The following is a 24,356-nucleotide window of genomic DNA, read 5'->3' on the forward strand; positions in this document are numbered from 1 at the left end:
ACGCAGATCAGAATCAGAAGGCCCCACGACTCCACGGCAATGGGCTACCCACGGAATCGACCTGTCACACAGCACCAACTTCACCGCATCCCGCCGCCCTTGGACGGCGACGCAAACAGGCAACGCGGCCGAAGCTGTACAAGACGGGAGGACTGAACGTGAAACCGACCGACGCGGGTGGCGCCTCAGCTGACCCCTGTGTGCGGGTGCGCGGCCGGGAGTTCCGCGCGGTGATCTTCGACCTCGACGGGGTGATCACCGACACCGCGACCCTGCACCGCCGAGCATGGGCGGCGGTGTTCGACGACTTCCTCACCCGATGCCACCCTGCACAGCCGGCCTTCAGCGCGCAGGACTACCTGTCCTACGTCGACGGGAAGAATCGGGCCGACGGGGTGCGGTCCTTCCTCGCCTCGCGCTCGATCATCCTCCCGGAGGAGCCCGCCACACGCGGTGGGCGCGAGGTCGAGACCGTGTCCGGGCTGGCGGAGCGCAAGGACCGGATGTTCCACGACCTGCTCGACGCGGAGGGACCGCACCCGATTGCACCGACCGTGGACCTCATCGACCGGCTGGGCCGCGCGGGGGTGCCCGTCGCGGTCGTCAGTGCCAGCCGGAACGCCGCCGCTGTGCTGTCCCGCGCGGGACTGACCGACGCGATCGACTGCCGGGTCGACGGGCACGACGCCCACCGGCTCGCGCTGCCGGGGAAGCCGGACCCCGCGCTTTTCCTCGAAGCGGCGCGGCGGCTGCGGCTGCACCCGGGCGACGCGATCGTGATCGAGGACGCCGAATCCGGTGTCACGGCCGCCCGCCGCGGCGGATTCGGCCTCGTCGTCGGGCTCGCGCCCGCGGGACACGCGGCAGCGCTTCGGCGCAGCGGCGCGGATGTCGTCGTGCCCGGCGTCGACGCCCTGTCCTGGACGTTCGAGACCACGGGTGCCCCCGATCGGACCGGCCACGCGTGAGCCGGTCGGCGCACCACTCCTACCTCCATTCGTCCACCACCACGGTTGCGGCGCCACCGCCGTCCGCCGATCCCCAGGAGGCACTGGACCGCCTCCTGCGTGACCTGCGGTCGCGTCGCGAAGGCCTGTCCGGGCGCGAGGCCGAGCGGCGGCTGACCGTGACCGGGACCAACGAACTGGTGCGACAGGCCGGTGAACCGTGGTGGCGGGAACTGCTCCGCCAACTCGTCCATCCGCTCGCGCTGCTGCTGTGGTTGGCCACCGTCCTCGCCGCGCTGTCCGGCTCGGGACCGCTGGCCGTCGCGATCGTCGTCGTGATCCTCCTGAACGCGGGCTTCGCCTTCGTCCAGGAACGCCATGCGGAACAGGCGGTCGAGGCGCTGTCGGCCTACCTGCCTCCGCATGCCCGGGTCCTCCGCGACGGTGCGGAACGGCAGATCGACGCGCGTGAGCTCGTCCCCGGGGATGTGATGGTCGTCGGCGAGGGGGACCGGGTGTCCGCCGACGCCAGGTTGCTCACGGGCTCGCTCGAGGTCGACACGTCCACACTGACCGGGGAATCCGCACCGGTCGCGGTGGCCGTCGACATCGCGGACAGTCACGTCCCGCTCATCCGGGCCAGGGACATCGTCTTCAGTGGAACCACCTGTACCGCGGGCGAAGCCACCGCGGTCGTGTTCGCCACCGGGATGCGCACCGAACTCGGCCGTATCGCCGCGCTCTCCCAGCGAGTTCGACACGAGGAGAGCCCACTGGAGCGGCAGGTGAAGCGGGTCGCCCGGCTCATCGCCGTGGTCGCGGTCGGGATGGGGATCGCGTTCATTCCTCTCGGCACCCTGGCGGCCGGACTGTCGTTCGGCGACGCCGTCACCTTCGCGATCGGGCTCCTGGTCGCGAACGTCCCCGAGGGCCTGCTGCCGACCATCACGCTCGCCCTTGCGGTCGGTGTGCGTGCCCTGGCCCGGCAGGGAGCGCTGGTCAAACGGATCTCGGCGGTGGAAACCCTCGGATCGACGAGCGTGATCTGCACCGACAAGACCGGCACCCTCACCCTCAATCGCATGCGGGTGGACCGGATCCGGACCACCGACGGTGTCCTCGACTTCGACCGGACGGTCGTCGTCGCCCCGGGCTCGGCCCTGGACCGCCTCGCTCGGGCCGCCGTGTCCTGCAGCAACGCCGAACTGGCCGGGCCGGGCGGCGACGAGGTCGGTGACCAGACCGAGTTGGCGCTGCTACACGCCGCCGAGCAGCTCGGCGTCGATCCCCGCAGCGATCACCGCGATCGGATCGCGCACTTCCACTTCGACCCGAACCTCCGGCGCATGTCCACCATCGACGCGACCAACGACGGAGCGCGGGTGCACACCAAGGGTGCGCCGGAGGAGGTTCTCGCGCGCTGCACCCGGATCGCCGTCGGCCGGGACGCCGACCGTGCACTCACGGACGCCGACCGCGCCGACATCGACGCGTCGGTGACGCCCTGGGCCCGGCAGGGCCGGCGGCTGCTCGCGCTGGCGGACCGTCGCCTCGACGCCGCCACCGCGGCCGGGCTCGGCCGTGACGAGGCGGAACGCGATCTGGTCTTCCTCGGGGTCGCGGCCATGGTCGACCCGCCGCGGCCGGAGGTCGCCGACGCCGTCACGCGCTGCCACACGGCCGGGATCCGCCTCGTCGTGGTGACGGGAGATCACGCGTTGACCGCGCGGGGCATCGCGGAGGGCGTGGGCATCGGTCGGGGCGGTCTCCGGGTGATCGGCGGACACGAGATGGACCGGATGTCCGATCACGAACTCGACGCGATGCTCGCCACGGAGGGTGAGCTGGTCTTCGCGCGCAGTTCACCGGAATCGAAACTGCGCATCACCGATGCGTTGCAGGCGCAGGGACACATCGTCGCGATGACCGGCGACGGCGTCAACGACGCACCCGCGCTCCGCAGCGCCGACATCGGTGTCGCCATGGGTCGTTCGGGTACCGACGTCGCACGGGAAGCGGCCACCATGGTGCTCACCGACGACAACTTCGCGACCATCGTCAGCGCCGTCGAGGCCGGCAGGCAGGTCTACGACAACGTGCGCAAGTTCATCGTCTACATCTTCGCGCACGCGACGCCGGAGGTCGTGCCCTTCCTGATCTACGCCCTCACCGGGGGAGCGGTTCCGCTGCCGCTGACGATCATGCAGATCCTCGCCATCGACCTGGGCACCGAGACCCTGCCCGCGCTCGCGTTGGGGCGCGAACCCGCGGAACCCGGGCTGATGGAGCGCGCACCGAGACCGCGGTCCCAGCCGGTGATCGACGGTCCGATGCTGTTGCGCGCGTGGGGCGTCCTCGGAGGCGTATCGGCGGTTCTGGTGATGGCCCTGTTCGCCGCGACGCTCGTCGCGGGCGGGTGGACGATCGGGGCCGACCTCGGGTCGGGGCCGCTGCATCACACCTGGCAGCAGGCCACCACGATGACCTTCCTCGGGATCGTCGCCTGCCAGATCGGCACCGCCACCGCCGCACGCACCCGACGGGCATCGCTCGCCCGGATCGGGTTCGCCACGAATCCGCTGTTGTTGTGGGGCATCGCTTTCGAACTGTGTTTCGCCGCGTTGGTCGTCACGGTCCCGTTCCTGCAACGCGTCTTCGGCACCGTCACTCCGCAGCCCTGGCAGGTGGCGGCGCTGCTGCCGCTGCCGTTCATCGTGTGGGGCGTCGACGAGGCCTTGCGGTGGCTGGCGCGCCGGAGGGCGGCACCGGTCACCGATCGGTGACACCGGCGACCGGATCCGGGTGCTCCATGCGGGGCTCGGCGTCCGCGGACAGCGCCGCGGCGACCGCGCGCGCGACCGCGGGGGCGGCGGCGGCGACCGCGGGCGACAGGCCCCGGCCCGGCGCGACGTCGGCGACCTCCACGGCAACGATCACCAGCCGGGCCGGCATGCGGCCGAGGGCCCCGCCCAGGGCGATCGCCGCGCCCAGGTCGAACCCGTGGGTCCCGGCGGTGGCGACGGGCAGATCGGCGGCGGCGAGCACGTGCACCCGTCCCGGTCGCGGGTGCGGCATCCGCAGCGCGTCGAGCACGACGGCCACCCGGGCGCCGCTCCACGCCTCGATCAGCTCGATCGGGTCACCGGGCGAGATCAGGGTCCGGGCGGGAACGCCGTCCCGGTGCAGGCTCCGGGCCAGGGCCGGTCCCACGCCGTCGTCGCGGCGGAACTCGTCGCCCAGCGCGATCAGCACCGCGGTCATCGACGATCCACCGTGAGGTCGAGAAAGTGTGTGGCGCAGGAGATGCACGGGTCGTGATTGCGGATCGTCCGCTCACACAGGGCGGTGAGCTCCGCGTCGTCGAGGTCGAGGTGCCGCTCGACCACACCCGCGAGCTCGTGCTCGATTGCCGACTGGTTCTGCGAGGTCGGCGGCACGATGACCGCATCGCGGATGACGCCGTCCCCGTCGACGTCGTACCGGTGGTAGAGGAGTCCGCGGGGGGCTTCGCTGACCCCGTGACCGGTCGCCGCCCGGGGGCGGACGTCGCGCGCCGGCCGCGGAGGCCGCTCGTAGGACGCGATCAACCGCAGCGCCTCGTCGACCGCGTAGACCACCTCGACGGCCCGGACGACGATGCTGCGGAACGGGTTCCGGCACACATCGCCGAGTCCCGCCGCCGCGGCGGCCTGCCGCGCGGTCACCGACAGCCTCGCGCTGCCCAGCGAGTACCGGGCGAGCGGTCCGGCCAGGACCCGTTCGCCGTCGAGCCGGGCGTGCAGCGCGGTGGAGTGCGGAACCTGGTGTTCGACGACGTGGGCGGGGAAGTCCGCGGCCGGGAACCGGGCACCGGACGAGGTGTGCACGGTCCCGGACTCGATGGCGTATCGGTCGGGTTCCGTCAGCGCGATCATCTCGTAGGGGAGTTCGCGATCGGGGAAGTCGAAGCCGGCGGCCCAGGCGACCGTGTCGAGGGCGTCGTCGAGGGCGCGGCGCAGCTGCTCGGCGAGCGGAGCGAGCTCGTCGCGGGTGGGTGTGCGGTAGAAGCCGCCGACGCGGACGTTGACGGGGTGGATCGGGCGACCGCCGAGCTGTTCGAGGATCGCGTTGCCCGCCTTCTTGAGCCGCAGTCCGGTCTCGACCCGGGCACGGTCGGTGCGGGCGAGCGCGATCGAGTCGGCGACGCCCGCGAAGTCCGGGGCGTGCAGGAAGTAGATGTGCAGCACGTGGCTGGCGATCCACTCTCCGCAGTAGAGCAGCCGGCGCAGCCGGACCACGGCGTCGTCGGGAGGCGCCGCGCACGCGTCCTCGATGGCGTTGCACGCACTGACCTGGTAGGCGACCGGGCAGATCCCGCAGATCCGGGAGGTGAGATCCGGCGGCTCGCGAAAGTCCCGGCCGCGCAGGAACGATTCGAAGAACCGGGGCGGTTCGTAGATGCTCAGCTCGGCCCGTTCGACCCGGCCGCCCTGGACCGTGACCCGGAGCCTGCCCTCGCCCTCGACGCGGGCGAGGGCGCGCACGATCAGTCGCCTGTCCTCGTCACCCATCGCCGGTCCCCGGCCGGTCGGGCTCGCCGTGGGTGTAGGCGGCGAACTCGGGTGCGGCGACGTTGAAGGTGGCCAGCACCCGGTCGATGGCCGCGTCGTCCATGCCGCAGATGCGCAACCAGGCCGCCATCGAGGCGAGGTTCGGCCCCTTCATCGGGCCGAAGCACCCGTAGCAGCCGCGGTCCTGAGCGGGGCACAGCGCACCGCAGCCGGCGTGGGTGACCGGACCGAGACACGGCGTCCCGTCCGCGACCATCACACAGGTCAGGCCGCGGCGCTTGCATTCGTTGCAGACGCTGGTCGCGGGGGTGTCCGGACGCCGGCCGGCCAGGAACGCGGTCAGCACCTCGAGGAGCTGGCGCCGGTCGATGGGGCAGCCGCGGAGCTCGTGGTCGACGTGCACGTGGGCGGCGATCGGCGTTGACGTCGCGAGGGTGTCGATGTACTCGGGTGAGGCGTAGACGTGGGACGCGAACTCCTCGACGTCGGCGAAGTTGCGCAACGCCTGGATCCCGCCCGCCGTCGCGCAGGCCCCGATCGTCACCAGCATCCGGGACCGGTCCCGGATACGGTGGATCCGGTCCACGTCCGTAGCGGTGGTGATCGATCCCTCGACGAGCGAGAGGTCGTAGGGCCCGTCGACAGTCGCGCTGGAGAACTCCATGAAGTGGGCGATGGTCACCTCCTCGGACAGTCCGAGCAGTTCGTCCTCGCAGTCGAGCAGCGAGAGCTGGCATCCGTCGCAGGACGCGAACTTCCACACCGCCAGGGTCGGTTTCGTCATCACAGCTCCCGCACGTGGAGAAGTGCCCCGGCAACGGTGTAGTCGACGACCGGGCCGTCGCGGCAGAGCAGGAGCTCGCCGAGCTGGCAGTGCCCGCACAGGGCCGTGCCGCACTGCATGTTCCGTTCCAGGGAGACGCGGATGTCCGCCGCGGCCACCCCTTTGCCGATCAGCACCCGCGCCGCGAACCGCATCATCGGTTCCGGGCCGCACAGCAGGGCCGTCGTCCGGCCCGGGTCCAGACGCAGCCGCCCGAGCGGTTCGGTGACGAACCCGACCGGGCCGTCCCAGTCGCTGCTCGGCCGGTCGACGGTGGTCTCCACGTCGATGGCCCCGGCGGCGGACCACGCACCCAGTTCGCGCCGGAACAGGAACTCGTCGGGGCCACGGGCACCGACGACCAGAACAACCCGGCGGAAGGCGTCACGCGCCGCGAGGATCGCCAGGACCGCGAACCGCACGGCCGCCAGCCCGACACCACCGGCCACGACGACCACGTCGCGGCCGCGGCACGAACCGAGCTCCCATCCGGTGCCGAACGGGCCCCGCACGCCGAGGGTCGAACCCACGGGGGCGTCGTGCAGAGCGCGACTGACCGCACCGACCGCGCGGACGGTGTGCTGAAGTTCCCCGCCGCCCGGCGCGCCGCTGATCGAGACCGCGACCTCGCCGATGCCGGGGGCGGCGAGCATCATGAACTGCCCGGGCGTGGAATCGGGCAGCGGCGCACCGATCGGGACGAGGGAGAGGGTGACCGAATCGTGGGTCTCGGTCACCCGGTCGCGCACCAGATACCGGGTGGGCACCATCGGATCCGTCGCGGTCCTCACGTCGTCACCGCGTGCCCCGGTCGGTGCGAGGCGGTGACGCCTGCGGTTCGCCGTACAGGTCCAGCAGCCGGGCCCGGGTGGCCTGGAGCCGGTCGACCAGCGCACCGGACAACGCGCACGCGACCGCGTACCCGAACACCGGGTCCACCGCGCTCGCCTCGCGCAGCAGCTCCGCATCGATCTCGTGCGCGCGCGCAGCGGACCGCGCGGTGGCGGCGAAATGCCACCGGTAGGGAGCGGTCATCCACGACCAGCCCAGCACGTCGCCGACCCCGAGCGTCTCGATGGGCACGTCGCCGCGCCCGGGAACATGGGTGTGCAGCAGGACCCGACCACCGCGCACCAGCCAGAGCCGCTGCGCGAGGTCGCCCTCCCGGAAGACGTTCTCCCCGGCGGCGAACTCCACCAGCCGCGACAACCCCAACAGCGCTCGCAGATGCTCCGGATCCAGCCCGGCCAACATCGGAACCTGCTCGGGTGCAGTGGAATTCATCCCGATCCCCGGGTGGGATCCGCGCCGACGGCCGGGAACGCCTCGGCCAGGCGAGCGGCCTCCTCGGTGATGTCGATGCCGACGGGACACCAGTCGATGCACCGTCCGCAACCCACGCACCCCGACGAGCCGAACTGGTCGTACCAGGTGCCGAGCTTGTGCGAGATCCACTGGCGGTAGCGGCTCTGCCCCGATTCCCGGACGTCACCCCCGTGCAGGTGGGAGAACTCGGGTTCGAAGCACGAGGCCCACCGCTGCCAGCGTTCGGAACCCGTTCCGGTGAGGTCGGTGACGTCCTCGACGCTCGTGCAGAAGCACGTCGGGCACACCATCGTGCAGTTGCCGCAGGTCAGACATCGGGACGCCACGTCGTCCCACACGTCGGCATCGCGGGCGGTGCGCAGCAGCTCGCGGAGATCGACGTCGGGCATCTGCCGGCCCATCCGGTCCGCGGCCGCGCACACCTCCTGCGCGGCGCGGTCGACCTCCTCGGGTGCGGCGGGCGCGTGCGGCACCCGCGCCAGGACCTCCGCGCCCCGACTCGTCCCGACGTCGACGAGATAGTGCGGAGCACCGTCGGTCAGGCGTTCGGTCAACCGCAGGTCGTAGTCGCCCGCGGCTCCGGGACCGGTGCCCATGGACGCGCAGAAGCACACCCCGCCCGGCTCCGTGCAGTCCACCGCGACGACGAACAGCCGCGCGAACAGCGCCGCGGTCCGGCCGTCGCCTCCGCCGGCCAGGACGGTCCGCAACGTACGAATGGCCGCCAGGTCACAGCCTCGGACACCGAGGAACGCGTAGGACACCTCCTCGTCGGGTGGCGGACGGAACTCGTCGTCCCCGCTCGTCGACCACAGCTGCCTGCGCGGCGGATGCAGGTACTGCTTCCACGACTGCGGACCCGACGAGTGCCCGAACACCGCCCCGTCGTCACGCCGGTGCACGCGGTACCGGCCGGGCGCCGTGGTGACGCCCCACCCGTCCGGGAGTTGGTCACCGTTCTCGAGCTCGCGCAGGACGATGGCGTTGTCGTCGAAGGTCGGGCCGATCACCCGATAGCCGTCGCCACGCAGCACCGTGACCAGGTCGTCGAGTCCGCGCCGGTCGAGCACCGCTCCGCCCGGCGCGGGGTCGGGCTGCTGCTGATCGGGATGCCGGGTGCCCTCCACAGGCCCCTCCTCGCGTCGCGAGCGGATCGTCTTGCGCCGCTCGATGTCCGCCGTTGGTTCGGCCGTACCGGTAAATTCCCAGTATCGGCGGTGTCCTCGCGCCGGTCAATCGTGCGGCTAGCTGAGCCTGACGGTGGCACCCGGCCGCAGTTCGACGACCTGGCCGCGGCACTCGATCTCGATCGGTCGCTGATTGCCGGCCGCGGCCCGCACCTCCACGCTGCGCCCGCTCACCGTCAACCACAGCTGGTGACCGCGGTAGAAGATCGGAAACTCCAGCGCCCCCATGGACTCCGGCCACTGCGGGCCGAGAACCAGCCTGTCGCCGCGTGTCTCCAGGCCGGTGAAACACCGCTGCAGCAGGTCCACGCTGCCGGCCATCGCCGCCAGGTGGATCCCTTCGGCCGTCGTACCACCCTGGATGTCGGTGATGTCGGAGGCGAGCACGCTTTCGAAGAACGCCATCGCCTTCTCGCGGTTGCCGCGCGCGAGCACCCAGGAGTGCACCACCGCGCTCAACGTCGAGCCGTGGGACGTCCGGTCGAGGTAGTAGTCGACCGTCCGCGGAATGTCCTCGGGATCGAGCCGATATCCCAGCCTCCCGAACAGGTCTCGCAGTTCGTCGGCGGAGAGGAGGTAGAACAGCATCAGCACGTCCGCCTGCTTCGACGCGCGGTAGCGGTTGACGTCGTCGTCCTCGGCCTCGAGGATCCGGTCGAGCCGCCGGATGTCCCCGTACCGCCGCCGGTAGCGGTCCCAGTCGAGTTCGCTCAGATCGCCGTACCCCTCGAACTGGCTGATCACCCGATCGTGGAAGGGCACGAACATGCGGCGACTGATCTCCTCCCACCGGGCCAGCTCCGGTGCATCCAGATGGAGACGGTTGACGAGTTCCGTTCGGTCCGGCTCGGTGACCGCATCCAATGCGTCGAAAGCGCGCAAGATCACCCACACCGCCATGACATTGGTGTAGGCGTTGTTGTCGATCCCGTCCTGGGGCGCATCCGGGTAGCCGGAATGGAACTCGTCCGGCCCCATCACACCCCGGATGACGAACCGGGACCGTGACCGGTCGTACGACGCCACACTGGCGAAGAAACGGGCGATCTCGATCAGCATCTCGGCGCCGAAGTACGCGAGGAACTCGACGTCGCCGCTGATCTGGTAGTACTGCCACACGTTGTACGCCACCGCGATGCCGATGTGGCGTTGCCGCCAACTGGTGTCCGGAAGCCACCGGCCCGACCGCGGGTTCAGATGCAGTTGCTGGCTCTCCTCGCGGCCGTCGCTGCCCGACTGCCACGGGAACATCGCGCCGCGGTGGCCCGCCGCCCGGGCAGCGCGGCGGGCCTCGGGCAGCCGGCGAAACCGGTACAGCAGCAAAGACCGCGTCAATGCCGGACCCCGCAGCGTCAGCACCGGGAAGACGAACAACTCGTCCCAGAAGATGTGACCGCGATAGGCCTCGCCGTGCAACCCGCGGGCCGGGATACCGACGTCCAGATCGGCCGTGATCCGGGAGACCGTCTGCAGCAGGTGCAGGAAGTGGAACCGCAGGATCCGCGACGCTTCCACCTGCCCCGCGATGTCGATACCGACCCGGTCCCACAGGTGCTCCCAGGCCAGGGCGTGCCCGGCCAGCAGGCTGTCGAATCCACGGAGCCCGGGCAGCAGGCGCGCCGCCTCGTCGGCGGGGTCGGAGACCGCGTGGTCGTGTCCGGTGAAGAGGGTCACCGTCTTCTCCACCGTGACGGATTGGCCGGCCGCGAGGTGGACGACGATGTCGTGGCCGACGACACCGTCGGTGTCGAACCACCGGCGCCCGCCTTCGCACAGTTCACCGTCTCGTCGCACCGTCGTTCGGGCCGCCATCGCCACCGGGACGCGCGACTGGTTGGTTTGGACGGTCAGCAACACCGAGTCCGGCGCCAGCTCCACCGCCTGGACCCGTTCGAGGTGGGTGCCTGCGAGATCGCGATAGCGATCGACCAGGCTGTTCCGGACCGAACCGTCCAGAGCCGACCGCACTTCGACGGTCCCGGACCAGTCCTCGGCGACGATGACCGTCTGCAGCGCGCAGACGTGCGGACTGTGCATAGCCACGAACCGCCGCTGGAGCAGCGTCGTCGTCCGGCCCGCCGCGTCGCGGCAGCGGATCCGCCTCGTCAGCACAGCCCGTCTCAGGTTGAGGTCCTGCCGGTGCTCGAGCAGGTCGACCGTGTCGACGTCGAACCACGGCCCGCCGTCGACGCGGAACGTCGTCGGCAGCCAGTTCGGCGCGTTCACCAGGCTCTCGTTCGAGATGACCACGCCCGCACGTTCGTCGCCCAGGCGGTTGTAGAGGCCCGCCACGTAGGTGCCCGGGTAGTGCCCGCGGCCGGCCACCGATTCGGGTGCACAACCACGGCTGGCGAAGTACCCGTTGCCGACCGTGCAGATCGCTTCGCGCAGTTTCTCGGCCGCCGGGTCGTAGCCGTCGAAGTGGAGAATCCAGGCCCCGTCCCTCGGCGCGGTCGGGGAGTCGAGTTCCGCGATCTCGGCCAGTCGCTCGAGCAGCTCGCGGACCTCGACCGGGCCGTCCACCGCGAAGCGCGCCGCCGACCACCGATTTCCGGATTCCGGGCTCCGCACCACGATGCCGACGGCCCGGTTCGGCAACGCATCGAAGGCATCCTCGTCGGTGAGGTCGTCTCCGACGTAGATCGGAAGAATCGCCCCGGTGTCGACGTCCCGATCGACGACGCGCTCGAGGATCCAGCGCAACGCCCGGCCCTTGTCCCAGTCCAGATTCGGACGGAGTTCGATCACCTTGCGGCCACTGGAGATTCGGAGCGTGGCCTCACCGCCTGCCACTTCGGACACCACGGCCACGACCTCGCCGACGTGGTCGTCGCCCACGTTCCGGTAGTGCACCGCGACCGCGAACCGCTTGTGCTCGACGAACACCCCGGGGATGTGTCGCAGACGCTGCTCGAGCTGCCGGGCCACCCGATCGAGCACGGGGATCGCCGCGAGCGCGTCCGAATTCTCGTACCGCTGACCCGCGGGCCCCACGAGTTCGAGACCGTGGCTTCCCCCGTACCAGATGCCGGGCACCCCGACCCGCGCCCGAATGTCGGCGAGATCGCGTCCGCTGATCACCGCCACGGGGCATTCGGCCACGAGCCGCGTCAGGGCGGCCGCCACGCCGTCGACCGGCACGGCCGCCGCCGGGTCCGGCACCACCTCGGACAACGTGCCGTCGAAATCGAGGAACACGGCGGGCCGGCACACGCGAAGCGGCGCGGTGAGCGCGCGCCGCTCGGTCAGGGCACCGGGAATCTCGCTCAGTCGCCGGTCACCGACCCGAAGTTCGATCTCGGCGGCGTCTCGCACGACCACGTCCGCGCCGCGGCGCAGCAACTCGTCGCCGCGCTCCGCCCGGTCGACGGCGACGACGAGGGCGAAGCCGGCACCGCGCGCCTCGGCCACGACATCCTCACCAGAGGCGACGAGCACTGCTCCGGTCAGCGCGACGCCGAGTTCAACGGCAGCGTCCTGCGGCGTCGCATCACCGATCCTCACCGGAAACCACCTGCCGATTCCGGCTGCCTCGCACCGGCCGAGCGTCTCACCGCTCGCGACCACCGCACACAGGACGCCGGCGCCGTGCAACCGTTCCGCCAGTGCGACAACGGATTCGGCGCACCGCGTCGGGTCGGCCGGGTCCACCACCACGTCGGCGGCGAAAATGACGGCACGGTGATAGCGCAGATCGATGACCGGGCGGATCACCTTCTCAGTATCCACGTCGCGCACGCGTTTTTCCCTGTTCCCGAACAGAGAACGAGATCCGGCCGGGGTGTGCAGGCCCGGTGGGGAAGTGGGCCGTCAGCGCACCGGGGCCCGCCAGCGGACGGTGGTGCCCTCCATCGCTGTGCTGTCGACCGTGACCGTTCCACCGGCGGCCTCGGCGCGCGAGTGGAGGTTGTCGAGACCTCGCCCGGGTTCGCCGCGCGCGATTCCCCTTCCGTTGTCGGAGATCTCGAGGAGCAGGTCGTCGTCGACGGTGACGGTGACGGTGACCGCGGTGGCCTTGGCGTGGCGGACCACGTTGCTCAGCGCCTCTCGTAGCACCGCCTCGGCATGGTCGGCCAGATCCGGTGCCAGGGCGGAGAGCGGACCCGACATGTGCACAGTGGTCCGGAGGCCGGAATCGGCGGTGACGTCGGCGATCACCTGGTGCAGTCGACTCCGGAGCCGAGTGACCCCGGCCTCGCCCTCGTGCAGGTCGAAGATCGCCGAACGGATGTCCTCGATGATCTCCTGGAGTTCGTCCACGGTGCCGAGCAGCCGCCTGTGTACGTCCGGAGACTTTGCGCGCTGCACGGTTCCCTGCAGCGACAAACCGGCGGCGAACAGGCGCTGGATGACATGGTCGTGGAGGTCACGGGCGATGCGATCGCGGTCGGCCAGCACGTCGAGCTCACGCATCTGGCGTTGCGCGTTCGCGAGCGTGAGCGCCACCGCGGCGTGATCGGCGAATGCCGACATCCGCGACAGCTCGTCCGCGTCGAAGGGTTCTCCGCGTGTCCCGCGAAGACACACGAGCACGCCGGAGACCGCGTTTGCAGCGCGCAGCGGCAGCGCGAGTGACGCACCGGGCAAGGTGACCGCGTTCGGACCGGGGTCGAGCGTCAACCGGTCGGCGCACACGGGTTGCCGGGTGCGGAACGCCTCGCCCAATCCCGGTCCGGACAGCGGAATCCGGCGGCCGACGACGTCGACCGGTGTCGTCCCGGCCGCCACGCTCACCACCAACTCGGTCACCGACTCCTGCTCGGCGTCGGGATCGTCCGGGACCGCGAGCAGGACGCAGGACGACCCGGTCAGTTCCAGCATCTTGTCCGCGACGACCTGGAGGACCACCGGTGGCTCGTTCCCGGCCAACAATGCCAAGGTGATCTCGCGGGTGGCTTCGAGCCAGGACTGCTTGGTCTGGGACAGTGCGTACAGCCGGGCATTCTCGATCGCGATGCCCGCCGCGGCGGCCAGGGCTTCGAGGACGACCTCGTCGTCGGCGGTGAACTGCTTCCCGTCCGCCTTCTCCGTGAGATACAGGTTCCCGAACACGGTGTCGCGTGTCTGCACGGGAACACCGAGGAACGTGCGCATCGGCGGGTGGTGGGCGGGGAATCCCACCGCCGCCGGGTGGGTCGACAGGTCCGCGATCCGAATCGGTTCGGGATCGGTCGTCAGGACGCCGAGAACGCCGCGGCCGCGGGGCAGGTCGCCGATCAGCTCGCGGGTTTGCTCGTCGATCCCCTCGTAGATGAACTCGACGAGTTCGTCCCCGGGGCCGAGCACACCGAGCGCGCCGTACCGCGCGTCCACCAGGCCGATCGCCGCGTGCACGATGGTGCGCAGGGTGTCGTCGAGATCGAGCCCGGAGGCCACCGCCAGGATCGCACCGAGCAGGCCGTCGACATTCTGTCTCGCGCGCACGATTTCGAGCACCCGGCCCCGGACGTCCGACGGGGTCGAGCGAGCGTCCCTCGTGAGGTACCCGAGTACCAGGTCCGCGCTCCCGTCCCGGGCCTTCCCGGTCACGGTTCACCTCCTGTCATGGATCGTGGTGCGGCGGTCACGAGCGTGCCCGGGGTTCCACCTTCGCCGCCAGCACGGCGGCCTGCGTGCGCCGTTCGACGCCCAGTTTGGTGAGCAGACGCGAAACATAGTTCTTGACGGTCTTCTCGGCCAGGAACATGCGGGCCGCGATCTGCCGATTGGTCAGGCCCTCCCCGAGCAGCTCGAGCAGCGTCCGCTCCTGGTCCGAGAGGCCGGAGAAGGGACCGGTGTCCTCCGCCTCCGACGCCCGTAGCTTCGACATCAGCGCGGCGGCGGCGTTGCTGTCGAGCATGGACTTGCCCGCGCCGACCTCGTGCACCGCCCTGACCAGTTCGAATCCCTTGATGTCCTTGACCACGTAGCCGCTCGCGCCGGCCAGGATCGAACTGAGGATCGCCTCCTCGTCGGTGAAGGAGGTCAGGATCAGGCAGTGCAGCATGGGCAGTCGGGCCATCAGTTCGCGGCACAGCTCAATGCCGCTGCCATCGGGTAGTCGCACGTCGAGCACCGCCACGTCCGGTCGCAGAGCCGGTATCCGGGCCAGTGCAGCGGCACAGGTCCCCGCCTCGCCGACGACCTCCAGTTCGGGATCCGAGGCCAGTAGTTCGACCAATCCCCGGCGCACGACCTCGTGATCGTCGACCAGGAAGACCTTGATCATGCGGAAACCTCCCGCTCCCGGGTATCACCGTACGTCAGTTCCGGCCGCCGGGTGCAGGGTCGACGCCGGTGAGGCTGGGCAACCGAAGCGGTCGGGACTACCGTCGTCGCATGACGGACGTCGAGCGAGCGATCGCCCCGATCCGGATCCGGGCCCTGACGGCCGACGACGCCCCGGCGGTCGTCGAATTGCACGAGTCCCTGGACCAGCACGACGGATATCTGCGGTTCCTCGCCGCGCGGCCCAAGAATCTCGCGCCACTGGTGTCCAGGCTCGCCGCGGTCGACCGGCGGCACGGCGCCGTCGGCGCATTCGACGCGGGCGAGTTGGTCGGCGTCGCGAATCTCGTGGTTCTCGACGACCCGGAAACCGCGGAGATCGCCATGATCGTCAGGCACGATCACCAACTCCATGGCATCGGCACCACGCTGCTGGCGCGCCTCGCCGAGATGGCCCGGGAGCGTGGCATCCGCACGCTCGTCGCGGAGGTGCTGCTCGAGAACGTCACGATGCTGAAGGTCATCGACGAAACCGGTCTGCCGACGACGCGTTCGCGGGAGGGGAGCGTCGTGCACGTCGAGATCGCGCTGTCGAGATCGCACTGAGGAGAACGTCATGAACACGCACGCTCCGATAGTGGTGGGAGTGGACGGGTCCGACTCCGCCTTCGACGCGGTCAACTGGGCGGCGCGCGCTGCGGTACGACGCTCGGCGCCGCTGCACCTGATCTCGACCGTGTTCGTCGCGGGCAAGCACGGGGTGCCTGCCGGTCTGCCGCAAGCATTCGTCGACGATCACGAACGCGAGGGCAACCGCCTCCTGTCGCACGCGCTCGAGGTGGCACGCGCGGCGGCGGAACCGCACCCGCTGGACATCGACGCAGAGCTGACGTGGGGTCACCCCGCCGGCATCCTGCTCGAGCGCTCCGCCACCGCGGGCCTGCTGGCCGTCGGCTCACGCGGGCTCGGCGACGAGGCGGGTGACCGTCCGCGTTCGGTCGGTCCCGCGGTCGCCGCACACGCCCGCTGTCCGGTCGCGGTGATCCCAGAACGCGCCGAACCCGAATGCGGCCCGGTTGTCGTCGGTGTCGACGGCACCCGGAACAGCGAACCAGCGCTCGCGGAGGCATTCACCGAGGCGTCACTGCGCGGCGTCGAACTCGTCGCGGTCCACGCATGGTCGGACACCAACCTCGCGAGTTTGCTCAACGCGGACCGCGGACTGGACTGGAAGTCGATTCACCAGCGGGAACACGCGCAGCTCGCGGAGCGCCTCGCGGGTTTCGGCGAGAACTTTCCCGACGTCCGCGTCCGCCGGGTCGTGGTCAAGGACAAGCCCGCACGAGAGCTCGCCGAGCAGTCGGCACAGGCGCAGCTGGTGGTGGTCGGAAGCCGGGGCCGCGGTGGATTCGCCGGCCTGCTGCTCGGCTCCACGAGCCGGGCACTGATACACACCGTGACTTGCCCGCTGCTGGTCGTGCACGCACCGCACTGAGCGGGCGGCGGTGACATGGGTCCCCGGCCCGACGACACTCGGCCCTATCGCCCGCCGGCCCCGGGGTGTGACGTGAAGGGGTCGGAACAGTGTTGTCGCGCAAGGAGGAAATCATGGGCATGCTGTCGCCACACCGTCCCACCCAGCCACCGTCGATCTGGCCCGCGATGCCGGACTGGTCGGACCTCGTGGCCCGGTTCGAGTCGATGTCGCCATGGACGGCGATCGAGGGTCACATGATCCGGGTCGAGGAGCATCTCGCCGAGGGCCGGTACACGTTGCGTGCCGAACTGCCCGGGGTGGATCCGGCCAAGGATGTCGACATCAGCGTCCGGGACGGCCAGCTGACCATCAAGGCCGAACGCACCGAAAGGCAGGAAGAGGGCCTGCGGTCGGAGTTCCACTACGGCAGCTTCTACCGTTCGATGCCGTTGCCTGCGGGCGCGAACGAGGACGCCATCGACGCGACCTACGCCGATGGGATCCTCACGGTGACGGTTCCGGTGGCCGAGGCCCCGGCCCCGGCGAAGCACGTCGAGATCAAGGCGGGCGGAGAGGCGGGGAAGTAGGGTCGAGCGGTACCTGCGCAGCGCGCCCTGCGGCTGGAACGCCGTGCGTGATCAGCCGTGGGCCCGCGTGCGCCGCTCGGCGTATCCGTCGAGTATCTTCCGCATCTCGGCGATGGCCGTTTGCCGATCCTCGGGATCCTCGATCAGGGCCAGGTGCTGTTTGAGTGTCACCGTGAAATCCGCGTAGTCGTTCTGCCAGTCCCGGCCGACCAGTTGCGCCGCGTCCGAACGGGCGGTCTGGACCAGCGTCGCGGGGGTTCCGGGCCGTAGCCGGTAGCCTTCGCCGATCTCCGGGGTGACGACGTTCAGGGACGGGTCCTCCTCCGCAACGAGTTGGGCCAGCGCCGCCAGCGCCGTCGGCTCACCATGGGTCAGGAAGAGGCTGCCCGAGATCGGCTTGCGTTCCCTGATCCAGTCCTGCAGCTCGGTCTGGTCGGCGTGTGCGGAGTAGCTGTCGATCCGTCGAATCCGAGCCCGCACGTTGATATCCGTGCCCGAGATCCGCACTCGCCGCGCGCCGTCGAGGATCACACGACCGAGCGACCCCTGAGCCTGGAACCCGACGAACAGAACAGTGGAATCCTGCCTGGGCAGATTCTGCACGAGGTGATGGCGGATGCGCCCCGCCTCGCACATACCCGAGGCCGCGATGACGATCACTCCCGACATGTCGTTTATCCGTGCGGAGGCGGCGGCGTTGTCCACGTAATGAATCGCGGGATGGTGGAAGATGTCCCTCCCACCGAGATCCTCGAGTTCCCGCGCATGCCTGGCGAACACCCGGGTGGCGTGGGTCGCCAACGGTGAGTCCACGAAAACCGGCACTTTGGGAATTCGATTCTCCTCGACCAGGCATGCGATGTCGAGCAGCAGTTCCTGCGTCCGCTCGAGGGCGAACGCAGGAATCAACAGATTGCCGCCGCGAGCGATCGCCCGGTTGACCTCGTCCTCGAGCAGGCCGCGCCGTTCGGCGATGGTCAGCCGTGCCCGTGCGCGGCCGCCATAGGTGGATTCACAGACAACGTGATCCACACCGGAGGGCCCCGCGGGCCCGGTGTGAAAGGCCTTGTTCCGCGGACCGAGGTCGCCGGAACAGAACACGCGGACACCGGCCAGTTCGACCTCCGCCGAACTGGCTCCGAGAATGTGCCCCGCATTCCACAGCCGAACCCGTGCGCCGGGTGCGGGAGCGAACCACTCGCCGAGCGGCACCGGGCGCGTCCGCTGCCATGTCATGACGGCGTCTCGTTCGGTGTACAGCGGGGTGAAGGAGTCCTCGCCGACGCGATCACGCCGACGGTTTCGGCGGGACGCCTCGAACTCCTGGATTCGTCCGGCATCGGCAAGCATGTACTCCAGCAGATCCGCGGTCTGGTCGGTGCAGAAGATCGATCCGCCATAACCTCGGGCCACCAGTTTGGGCAGGAGCCCGCAGTGGTCGATGTGGGCATGGGTCACGACAACCGCGTCGATCTCGTGCGGGTCGAACGCGAACGCGCTGTGGTTCAGCGTCTCGAGGCTGCGTGACCCCTGGAACAGACCGCAGTCGACCAGGATCCTGGTCCCGTTGGTGGAAAGCTCCATGCACGAGCCGGTCACCGTCTTCGCCGCCCCGTGAAAGGTCAGATTCACGTGATCCGTCATCGAGGTCTCCGATCCTGACCGGTGTCAGGGTTGCTGGGCGAGCGAGCGGCCCCACTGCTCGGCTCGGTCCTCCTCGCCCGCCTCCAGGTGCGACTCCTTGTCGACGAGGAAGCTCTCCGACTCCGCGACGAGGTCGTATCCCAGGTGCCGAAGCTTCTTCCCGATTCCCTTCGACGCCCTTCCGGTCAGGAACGCGGGCGCGTCCCCGCGGGTGTCGAACGTGGCCGCGTGGCCGTGCGCGGGCGACAACGACGAGAGCCACTCGCGGATGCCCTCGCTCTCCGCGTCCGGTTCGAGTTCCACCTCGCTGTCGGGTTTGGCGGCGGTCTTCTCCGCTCCGCGGCGCGTCGACGGGCGACTCATCCCGTGTGCGTGCGTCGGACCGCCGACAACCAGCAGGTCGTAGCCGGACAGATCCTCCTGATCGGCGCGCGACGCCGCGACGGTCTTCACCTCGCCCGAGGCGCCGATACCCCGGGCGATCGCCTCTGCCACGTGACGAGTGTTTCCGAACATCGACTCGTAGACGACGAGTGTGCGCATGACGATTCCTCCCTCGAGAATCCCGTGGCGCGTCGTTCAACTCCAACGTGTGCACGCCTCTGCCTGCCATCGAACCCGCCGGTCCCGGGTCGGGCTAGGGCCGAACGACCCCATACACACTCCCGCGGCATCGTCACCGGACGAGCACCCGCCCCCGGGTTGGGCCGAAAGACCCTGTGGCGGACGACGGGGACGCGGGACACTGAACAAGCGGGGTGCAGTGGGCTGTACCCGGTCCCGGCGCAGCGACGTGCAGAGTGGGAGGCCTGGCTGTGATGTACATGTACGGACCCGGTGGATGGGGGTGGGGCTATGCGCTGATGCTGATCGGCATGGCGCTCTTCTGGGGGGTGCTGGCTCTGGCTGTCGTCGCGCTGATCCGCTATGCGGGCCACAACCCACCCCCGGCGCCCCCACCCGTTTCGGGCGGCGCAGCCGAACAGGTTCTGGCCGAGAGGTTCGCGCGCGGAGAGATCGACACGGCGGAGTACCAGGAGCGCATGCAGACGTTGCGGGCCGAGCAATCACCGTGATCGCCGGTCGCAGCCACCATCGCGAGTGAGGCGGTCGGATGAACCACATGACGCAGACGGATCACCTGTCGTGGCGGATGGAAGCGGACCCGATCCTGCGTTCGACGATCGTCGCCGTCGCGCTGCTCGATCGGCACCCCGACTGGGCACGATTCGTCGAGATGATGGAGCGGGCGACACGGCAGATCCCGATCTTCCGGCGCAAGGCGGTCAGAGACCGGTTGGGTCCGGCCCCGCCCCGCTGGGTGGACGACCCCGACTTCGACCTGCACTGGCATCTGCGCCGACTCGCCGTGCCGGAGCCGGGTGGCTGGGACGGTGTGCTCGACTTCGCGCGGGTTGCCGCGATGACGGCGTTCGACAAGGACCGTCCGCTGTGGGAGTTCACCCTGCTGAGCGGGCTCGATTCCGGCCGTACCGCCCTCGTGATGAAGGTGCATCACAGCCTCACCGACGGGGTCGGGGGCATGCAGATCGCCCGGGAGATCGTGGATTTCACCAGGGAAGGCGGACCGCACGACGCGTCCCGCGTCGCTGCGCCTGCCGCAACGGACGCGGCGACATCGCATTTCCCCGGCGGGCTCGACTGGTACCGGGACACCGCGGGCCGGCTGGTTCGGCAGGCGTCGACGACGCTGGCCAGACAGAGTGTGGGATTCGCGCGGCACCCGGCAAGCACGCTGCGCGACAACGTCACCGCGGTGATGTCGACGACGCGGTTCACGCGTCCGATCCTGAGCACGCTGTCCCCGGTGATGACCGCTCGCAGCACCCGTCGACGACTCGCGGTGCTCGACGTCTCGATGCAGGCGCTCGACCGGGCTGCCGCGGCGGGCGGCGGCTCCGTCAACGACGGATTCCTCGCATCGGTGTTGCTGGGTATGGCGCGATACCACCGCCATCACGGGGCGGACGTGCACGAATTGCGGCTGACCATGCCCATCAGCCTGCGCACAGACGAGGACCCCCTGGGCGGCAACCGGATCACGCTCGCGCGATTCGCGTTGCGCACCGACATCGACGATCCCGCCGATCTGATCCACCACGTCCATTCGGTCGTCGACCATATGCGACACGAGCCCGCGGTGGCGCTCTCGCCCGCCATCGCCGGCGCTCTGAACCTGCTCCCGGCAGCGACCTTGGGCAACATGCTCAAGCACGTCGACTTCCTCGCCTCGAACGTGCCGGGTTCACCGATACCGCTGTTCACCGCCGGGGCGGAGGTGCTCCGCTACTACGCGTTCAGCCCCACCCTGGGCTCGGCCTTCAATGTCACGCTGCTGTCCTACACGTCCTGGTGCGGTGTCGGGATCAACGCCGACACCGCTTCCGTCCCCGACCTCGGTACGCTCACCGAATCGCTCGCCGGCGGATTCCGGGACGTGCTCGCGCTGTGCCCGGACACCCCGGGCACAGCCGTGGTTCTCGATCCGATGAGGGCCACCGGCCCCGGCGGATCCGCGCGGCTCACGCCTGGGCGAACCGAACCTCGGTGACACCGGGAACGGTCTCCGCCAGCGCCGTGACGACCCCCAGTTCCGGATCGGCGTCGGTCAGGCCGGCGATCTCCGCTCGGCCTTCGGCGACCGCGACCGTCCAGCGTCGGGTTCCCGCGTACACGTCCAGCCGGTGCTGCACCTCCCGCTGAATGTGACCGTCGTCCATTGCCAGCACGCCGATCAGATCCCGCCGGGTCACGATCCCGACCACGTCGTGGTCGTGGACGATGGGTATCCCGCGCAATCCCGACCGCAGCATCGCGGAGGCGAGGTCGCTGACGTCGGCGTCCGGGGTCATCGCGACCACCGGACTGGTCATCGCCTCCGCGACGGCCTCGTCGACCGGGCGCGGCGTGCGGAACTTCTCGCGGAGGAGGTCGCCCTCGGAGACGATGCCCACCAGCTTCTGGGCGTCGTCGACCACGGGCAGGACGGTGTATCCGAACTCCTCGACGAGACGGAGGCATTCGTCGACCGAAGTCGCCGGTGTCACGGTGGTGACCGGACTGCTCATGATGTGCCGCGCATGCATCACGACTCCTTCCCTCGAGATCCAGCGTCACCACCCGACGTGTCCGCCGAAAGGGCCATTCGACCCTTCCTGACCGTCCCGACGACCCGCGAGCGAGCCGCCGGGTGGCCGGGGGCCGGCAGCGGTGACTTTCGGCCCTGTGCGACCGGCCTGCCTCGGTGTTGGCTGGTGGGAAACGGTGAGGAGTTCCGATGGCCACCACCCCAGCAGTAGTCGAGAACCGGTGGGTGCGCCCGATCGACCGGATCGGTCTGCCCGACACACCCAGCGTGGGCGGCAAGGCGGCGAATCTCGGCGAGCTGACGCACGCCGGCTTCCCCGTCCCCGCCGGATTCGTCCTGACCAAGGACGCCTACCTGGACACGATGGCGGAGGCCGGCGTGCGGGACACTTTGCGCGCCAGGAGCGTTCCCGCCGCCGGGACCGGGGAGGACGAACTCACCGCCGCCGCGCGCGAGTTGCGCGCGCTCGCGCTCGGCGCACCGGTGCCCGACGAGCTTCGCGCCCGCATCGTGTCGGCCTACCACGACCTCGGCGACGCGGTACGGGTCGCGGTGCGTTCATCGGCGCCGGGGGAGGACGCCGCGGACACCTCGTTCGCAGGCATCCACGACAGCTTCACCAACGTCGTCGGCGCGGATGCCCTCGTCGAGGCAGTCCGCAAGTGCTGGGCGTCGTTGTGGTCGGAACGGGCCCTGACCTACCGCAGTGTCCAGGCGTACGACGCGGAGCCGGCGATCGCGGTGGTCGTCCAGACCATGGTGGACTCGGAGAGTTCGGGAGTCGCCTTCACCGCCGACCCTCGAAGTGGGGACCGTGATCGCGTGGTCGTGGAGGCCGCCGCCGGCCTCGGGGAGGTCGTGGTCGGGGGCCAGGTGGAGCCGGACACCTACGTCGTGGCGAAGGACGGGCTCAGGGTCCTCGACACACACATCGGGTCGCAGGCCTTCGCCATCACGGCCGACGCAGGCGGCGAGCACCGCACCGAAATCGCGCCGGCCGACCGAGGCAAGCGGGTGCTCACCGACGACCAGCTCGAAGGACTCGCACGCCTCGCCGTGTCGGTGGAGCAGCACTACCAGGCGCCGCAGGACCTCGAGTTCGCGTTCGCCGGCGACGACCTCTGGCTCGTCCAGACCCGCCCGATCACCACCCTCGGGGGCCACCCGGAGCGGGCCGAGACAGGTCCGTCGGCCCCGACAGGGCGGATCCTGGCACAGGGACTCGGCGCCAGCCCGGGGACCGTGTCCGGGCCGGTTCGCGTGCTCCTGTCGGTCGCCGACGCGCACCTGCTGCACGACGGCGACATCCTCGTCGCCCCGATGACCCGGCCCGACTGGCTTCCCGTGCTGCGCCGCGCGGCGGCGATCGTCACGGACGGGGGCGGCATCACGTGCCACGCCGCGATCGTCGGTCGCGAACTGGGCCGCCCCGTCATCGTCGGGACCCGGACCGCCACGACCACTCTCGTCGACGGGACCGTCGTCACCGTCGACGGCGACGCGGGCACCGTGTCGGAGGGCGCCGCGGCCACGCCAACGCGCCCCGCGGCGCCCTCAATTCCGCCCGATCGAGGTGGGACCACGTGGATGGAGACGACCGCGACGGCGGTGTACGCCAACCTGGCGACGCCCGAGGCCGCCGAACGCGTCGCGGCAACCGATGTCGACGGGGTCGGTCTCCTGCGCGCCGAGTTCATGATCATGGACGCGCTGCAGGGGATGCATCCCGCGAGACTGCTCGCCGAGGGCAGGCGCGACGAGTACGTCGCGAAGATGGCGGACGGTGTCCACCGCATCGCCGCGGCCTTCGCACCCCGGCCGGTCGTATACCGGGCGATCGATCTGCGCACCAACGAGTTCGCGAACCTGTCCGGCGGGGACGTCGAACCCTCCGAGGACAACCCGATGATCGGCTACCGCGGCTGCTACCGATACGTCCGCGAACCGGAACTGTTCGGACTCGACCTCGACGTGGTCCACACCGTCCGGCAACGCAGCCCGAACGTGCACCTGATGATCCCGTTCGTGCGCACCCGGTGGGAACTCGAGAGCTGCCTCCGGCACCTCGACGCACATCCACTCGGATCGGACCGGCGGATGCACCGCTGGATCATGGCCGAGGTCCCGTCCGTCGCCTACTGGATCCCGCACTACGCGACCCTCGGCATCGACGGCGTCTCCATCGGCACGAACGACCTGACCCAACTCGTCCTCGGCGTCGATCGCGACTCCGAGATCTGCCGAGACCTGTTCGACACGATGGACCCGGCCGTGCTCGACGCCATCGGCACGATCATCGAACGGGCCACCCGCGCCGGAATGACAACGTCACTGTGCGGTCAGGCGGTGTCGACGAACCCGGCCCTGGCCGAGCACCTCGTCCGACAGGGGATCAACTCGGTCTCGGTGACACCGGACGCGGTCGCTCACACCCGGCGCGTGATCGCCGCCGCCGAACGCCGGATCCTGCTGGACCGTGCCCGCGCTGCCGACAACTGA

The 24,356-nt window shown here is 70.1% G+C and carries 20 protein-coding genes; 8 read left to right on the plus strand and 12 right to left on the minus strand.

Features of this window, described 5'->3' with window-relative positions; all coding sequences use genetic code 11:
* Nucleotides 1-158: 158 nt before the first annotated feature.
* Both ACWEPG_RS05310 and ACWEPG_RS05315 read left to right on the plus strand, forming a co-directional pair.
* The gene (locus ACWEPG_RS05310; RefSeq protein WP_450113607.1) at nt 159-968 is read left to right on the plus strand and encodes an HAD family hydrolase; all 810 of its coding nucleotides are present in this window, start codon (nt 159-161) and stop codon (nt 966-968) included.
* Complete coding sequence (locus ACWEPG_RS05315; RefSeq protein WP_452594021.1) at nt 965-3,730, plus strand: cation-translocating P-type ATPase; 2,766 nt, start codon at nt 965-967, stop codon at nt 3,728-3,730. Before ACWEPG_RS05310 ends, ACWEPG_RS05315 begins: the two co-directional genes overlap by 4 nt.
* Here ACWEPG_RS05315 and ACWEPG_RS05320 read toward each other — a convergent pair.
* The 9 genes from ACWEPG_RS05320 to ACWEPG_RS05360 all read right to left on the minus strand — a co-directional run bounded on the left by ACWEPG_RS05320 (nt 3,717) and on the right by ACWEPG_RS05360 (nt 15,041).
* Entirely contained in the window at nt 3,717-4,208 is a 492-nt protein-coding gene (locus ACWEPG_RS05320) for a hydrogenase maturation protease (protein WP_450113609.1), read from the minus strand. The genes ACWEPG_RS05315 and ACWEPG_RS05320 overlap by 14 nt on opposite strands.
* Entirely contained in the window at nt 4,205-5,497 is a 1,293-nt protein-coding gene (locus tag ACWEPG_RS05325) for a Ni/Fe hydrogenase subunit alpha (protein WP_450113610.1), read from the minus strand. The genes ACWEPG_RS05320 and ACWEPG_RS05325 overlap by 4 nt, the downstream gene beginning before the upstream one ends.
* Complete coding sequence (locus ACWEPG_RS05330) at nt 5,490-6,281, minus strand: NADH-quinone oxidoreductase subunit B family protein (protein ID WP_450113611.1); 792 nt, start codon at nt 6,279-6,281, stop codon at nt 5,490-5,492. The genes ACWEPG_RS05325 and ACWEPG_RS05330 overlap by 8 nt, the downstream gene beginning before the upstream one ends.
* Nucleotides 6,281-7,090 carry an FAD/NAD(P)-binding protein gene (locus ACWEPG_RS05335; RefSeq protein WP_450113698.1) on the minus strand — a complete coding sequence of 270 codons (810 nt, stop codon included), beginning with the start codon at nt 7,088-7,090 and terminating at the stop codon, nt 6,281-6,283. Before ACWEPG_RS05335 ends, ACWEPG_RS05330 begins: the two co-directional genes overlap by 1 nt.
* Nucleotides 7,091-7,115: 25 nt before the next feature.
* Nucleotides 7,116-7,604 carry a cyclic nucleotide-binding domain-containing protein gene (locus ACWEPG_RS05340; RefSeq protein ID WP_450113612.1) on the minus strand — a complete coding sequence of 163 codons (489 nt, stop codon included), beginning with the start codon at nt 7,602-7,604 and terminating at the stop codon, nt 7,116-7,118.
* Entirely contained in the window at nt 7,601-8,773 is a 1,173-nt protein-coding gene (locus tag ACWEPG_RS05345; RefSeq protein ID WP_450113613.1) for a 4Fe-4S dicluster domain-containing protein, read from the minus strand. Before ACWEPG_RS05345 ends, ACWEPG_RS05340 begins: the two co-directional genes overlap by 4 nt.
* 117 nt (nt 8,774-8,890) lie before the next feature.
* Entirely contained in the window at nt 8,891-12,547 is a 3,657-nt protein-coding gene (gene otsB, locus ACWEPG_RS05350) for a trehalose-phosphatase (RefSeq protein ID WP_450113699.1), read from the minus strand.
* 96 nt (nt 12,548-12,643) lie between these two features.
* Nucleotides 12,644-14,362 (minus strand): sensor histidine kinase, encoded by a 1,719-nt coding sequence (locus ACWEPG_RS05355; RefSeq protein ID WP_450113614.1) that lies wholly within the window; start codon nt 14,360-14,362, stop codon nt 12,644-12,646.
* A 34-nt stretch (nt 14,363-14,396) separates the two neighbouring features.
* Nucleotides 14,397-15,041 (minus strand): response regulator transcription factor, encoded by a 645-nt coding sequence (locus ACWEPG_RS05360; protein ID WP_450113615.1) that lies wholly within the window; start codon nt 15,039-15,041, stop codon nt 14,397-14,399.
* Nucleotides 15,042-15,151: 110 nt separating this feature from the next.
* On the opposite strand from ACWEPG_RS05360, the gene ACWEPG_RS05365 reads away from it, so the two are divergent.
* From ACWEPG_RS05365 to ACWEPG_RS05375, 3 genes are all read left to right on the plus strand, one after another.
* Complete coding sequence (locus tag ACWEPG_RS05365) at nt 15,152-15,646, plus strand: N-acetyltransferase family protein (protein ID WP_450113616.1); 495 nt, start codon at nt 15,152-15,154, stop codon at nt 15,644-15,646.
* Nucleotides 15,647-15,656: 10 nt separating this feature from the next.
* A complete protein-coding gene (locus tag ACWEPG_RS05370) occupies nt 15,657-16,535 on the plus strand; it encodes a universal stress protein (RefSeq protein WP_452594022.1) in 879 nt (292 codons plus the stop codon).
* Nucleotides 16,536-16,648: 113 nt separating this feature from the next.
* Nucleotides 16,649-17,104, plus strand: a complete 456-nt coding sequence (locus ACWEPG_RS05375) for an Hsp20/alpha crystallin family protein (RefSeq protein WP_450113618.1) — start codon at nt 16,649-16,651, stop codon at nt 17,102-17,104.
* Nucleotides 17,105-17,155: 51 nt separating this feature from the next.
* Here the strand turns inward: ACWEPG_RS05375 and ACWEPG_RS05380 are convergent, their stop codons facing one another.
* Together ACWEPG_RS05380 and ACWEPG_RS05385 are read right to left on the minus strand one after the other, a co-directional pair.
* A complete protein-coding gene (locus tag ACWEPG_RS05380) occupies nt 17,156-18,748 on the minus strand; it encodes an MBL fold metallo-hydrolase RNA specificity domain-containing protein (RefSeq protein ID WP_452594023.1) in 1,593 nt (530 codons plus the stop codon).
* Between the two features lie 24 nt (nt 18,749-18,772).
* Nucleotides 18,773-19,291 (minus strand): flavodoxin family protein, encoded by a 519-nt coding sequence (locus ACWEPG_RS05385; protein WP_450113620.1) that lies wholly within the window; start codon nt 19,289-19,291, stop codon nt 18,773-18,775.
* Nucleotides 19,292-19,548: 257 nt separating this feature from the next.
* Here ACWEPG_RS05385 and ACWEPG_RS05390 point away from each other — a divergent pair, with 257 nt between their 5' ends.
* Complete coding sequence (locus tag ACWEPG_RS05390) at nt 19,549-19,824, plus strand: SHOCT domain-containing protein (protein WP_450113621.1); 276 nt, start codon at nt 19,549-19,551, stop codon at nt 19,822-19,824.
* A 47-nt stretch (nt 19,825-19,871) separates the two neighbouring features.
* Complete coding sequence (locus ACWEPG_RS05395; RefSeq protein WP_450113622.1) at nt 19,872-21,320, plus strand: wax ester/triacylglycerol synthase domain-containing protein; 1,449 nt, start codon at nt 19,872-19,874, stop codon at nt 21,318-21,320.
* Here ACWEPG_RS05395 and ACWEPG_RS05400 read toward each other — a convergent pair.
* Nucleotides 21,292-21,855 (minus strand): CBS domain-containing protein, encoded by a 564-nt coding sequence (locus tag ACWEPG_RS05400; protein WP_450113623.1) that lies wholly within the window; start codon nt 21,853-21,855, stop codon nt 21,292-21,294. The two genes, ACWEPG_RS05395 and ACWEPG_RS05400, sit on opposite strands and share 29 nt — an antisense overlap.
* 191 nt (nt 21,856-22,046) lie before the next feature.
* Here ACWEPG_RS05400 and ppsA point away from each other — a divergent pair, with 191 nt between their 5' ends.
* Nucleotides 22,047-24,356, plus strand: coding sequence for a phosphoenolpyruvate synthase (gene ppsA, locus ACWEPG_RS05405; protein ID WP_450113624.1), 2,310 nt, complete (start codon nt 22,047-22,049; stop codon nt 24,354-24,356).

Source organism: Rhodococcus sp. NPDC004095, assembly GCF_053604015.1.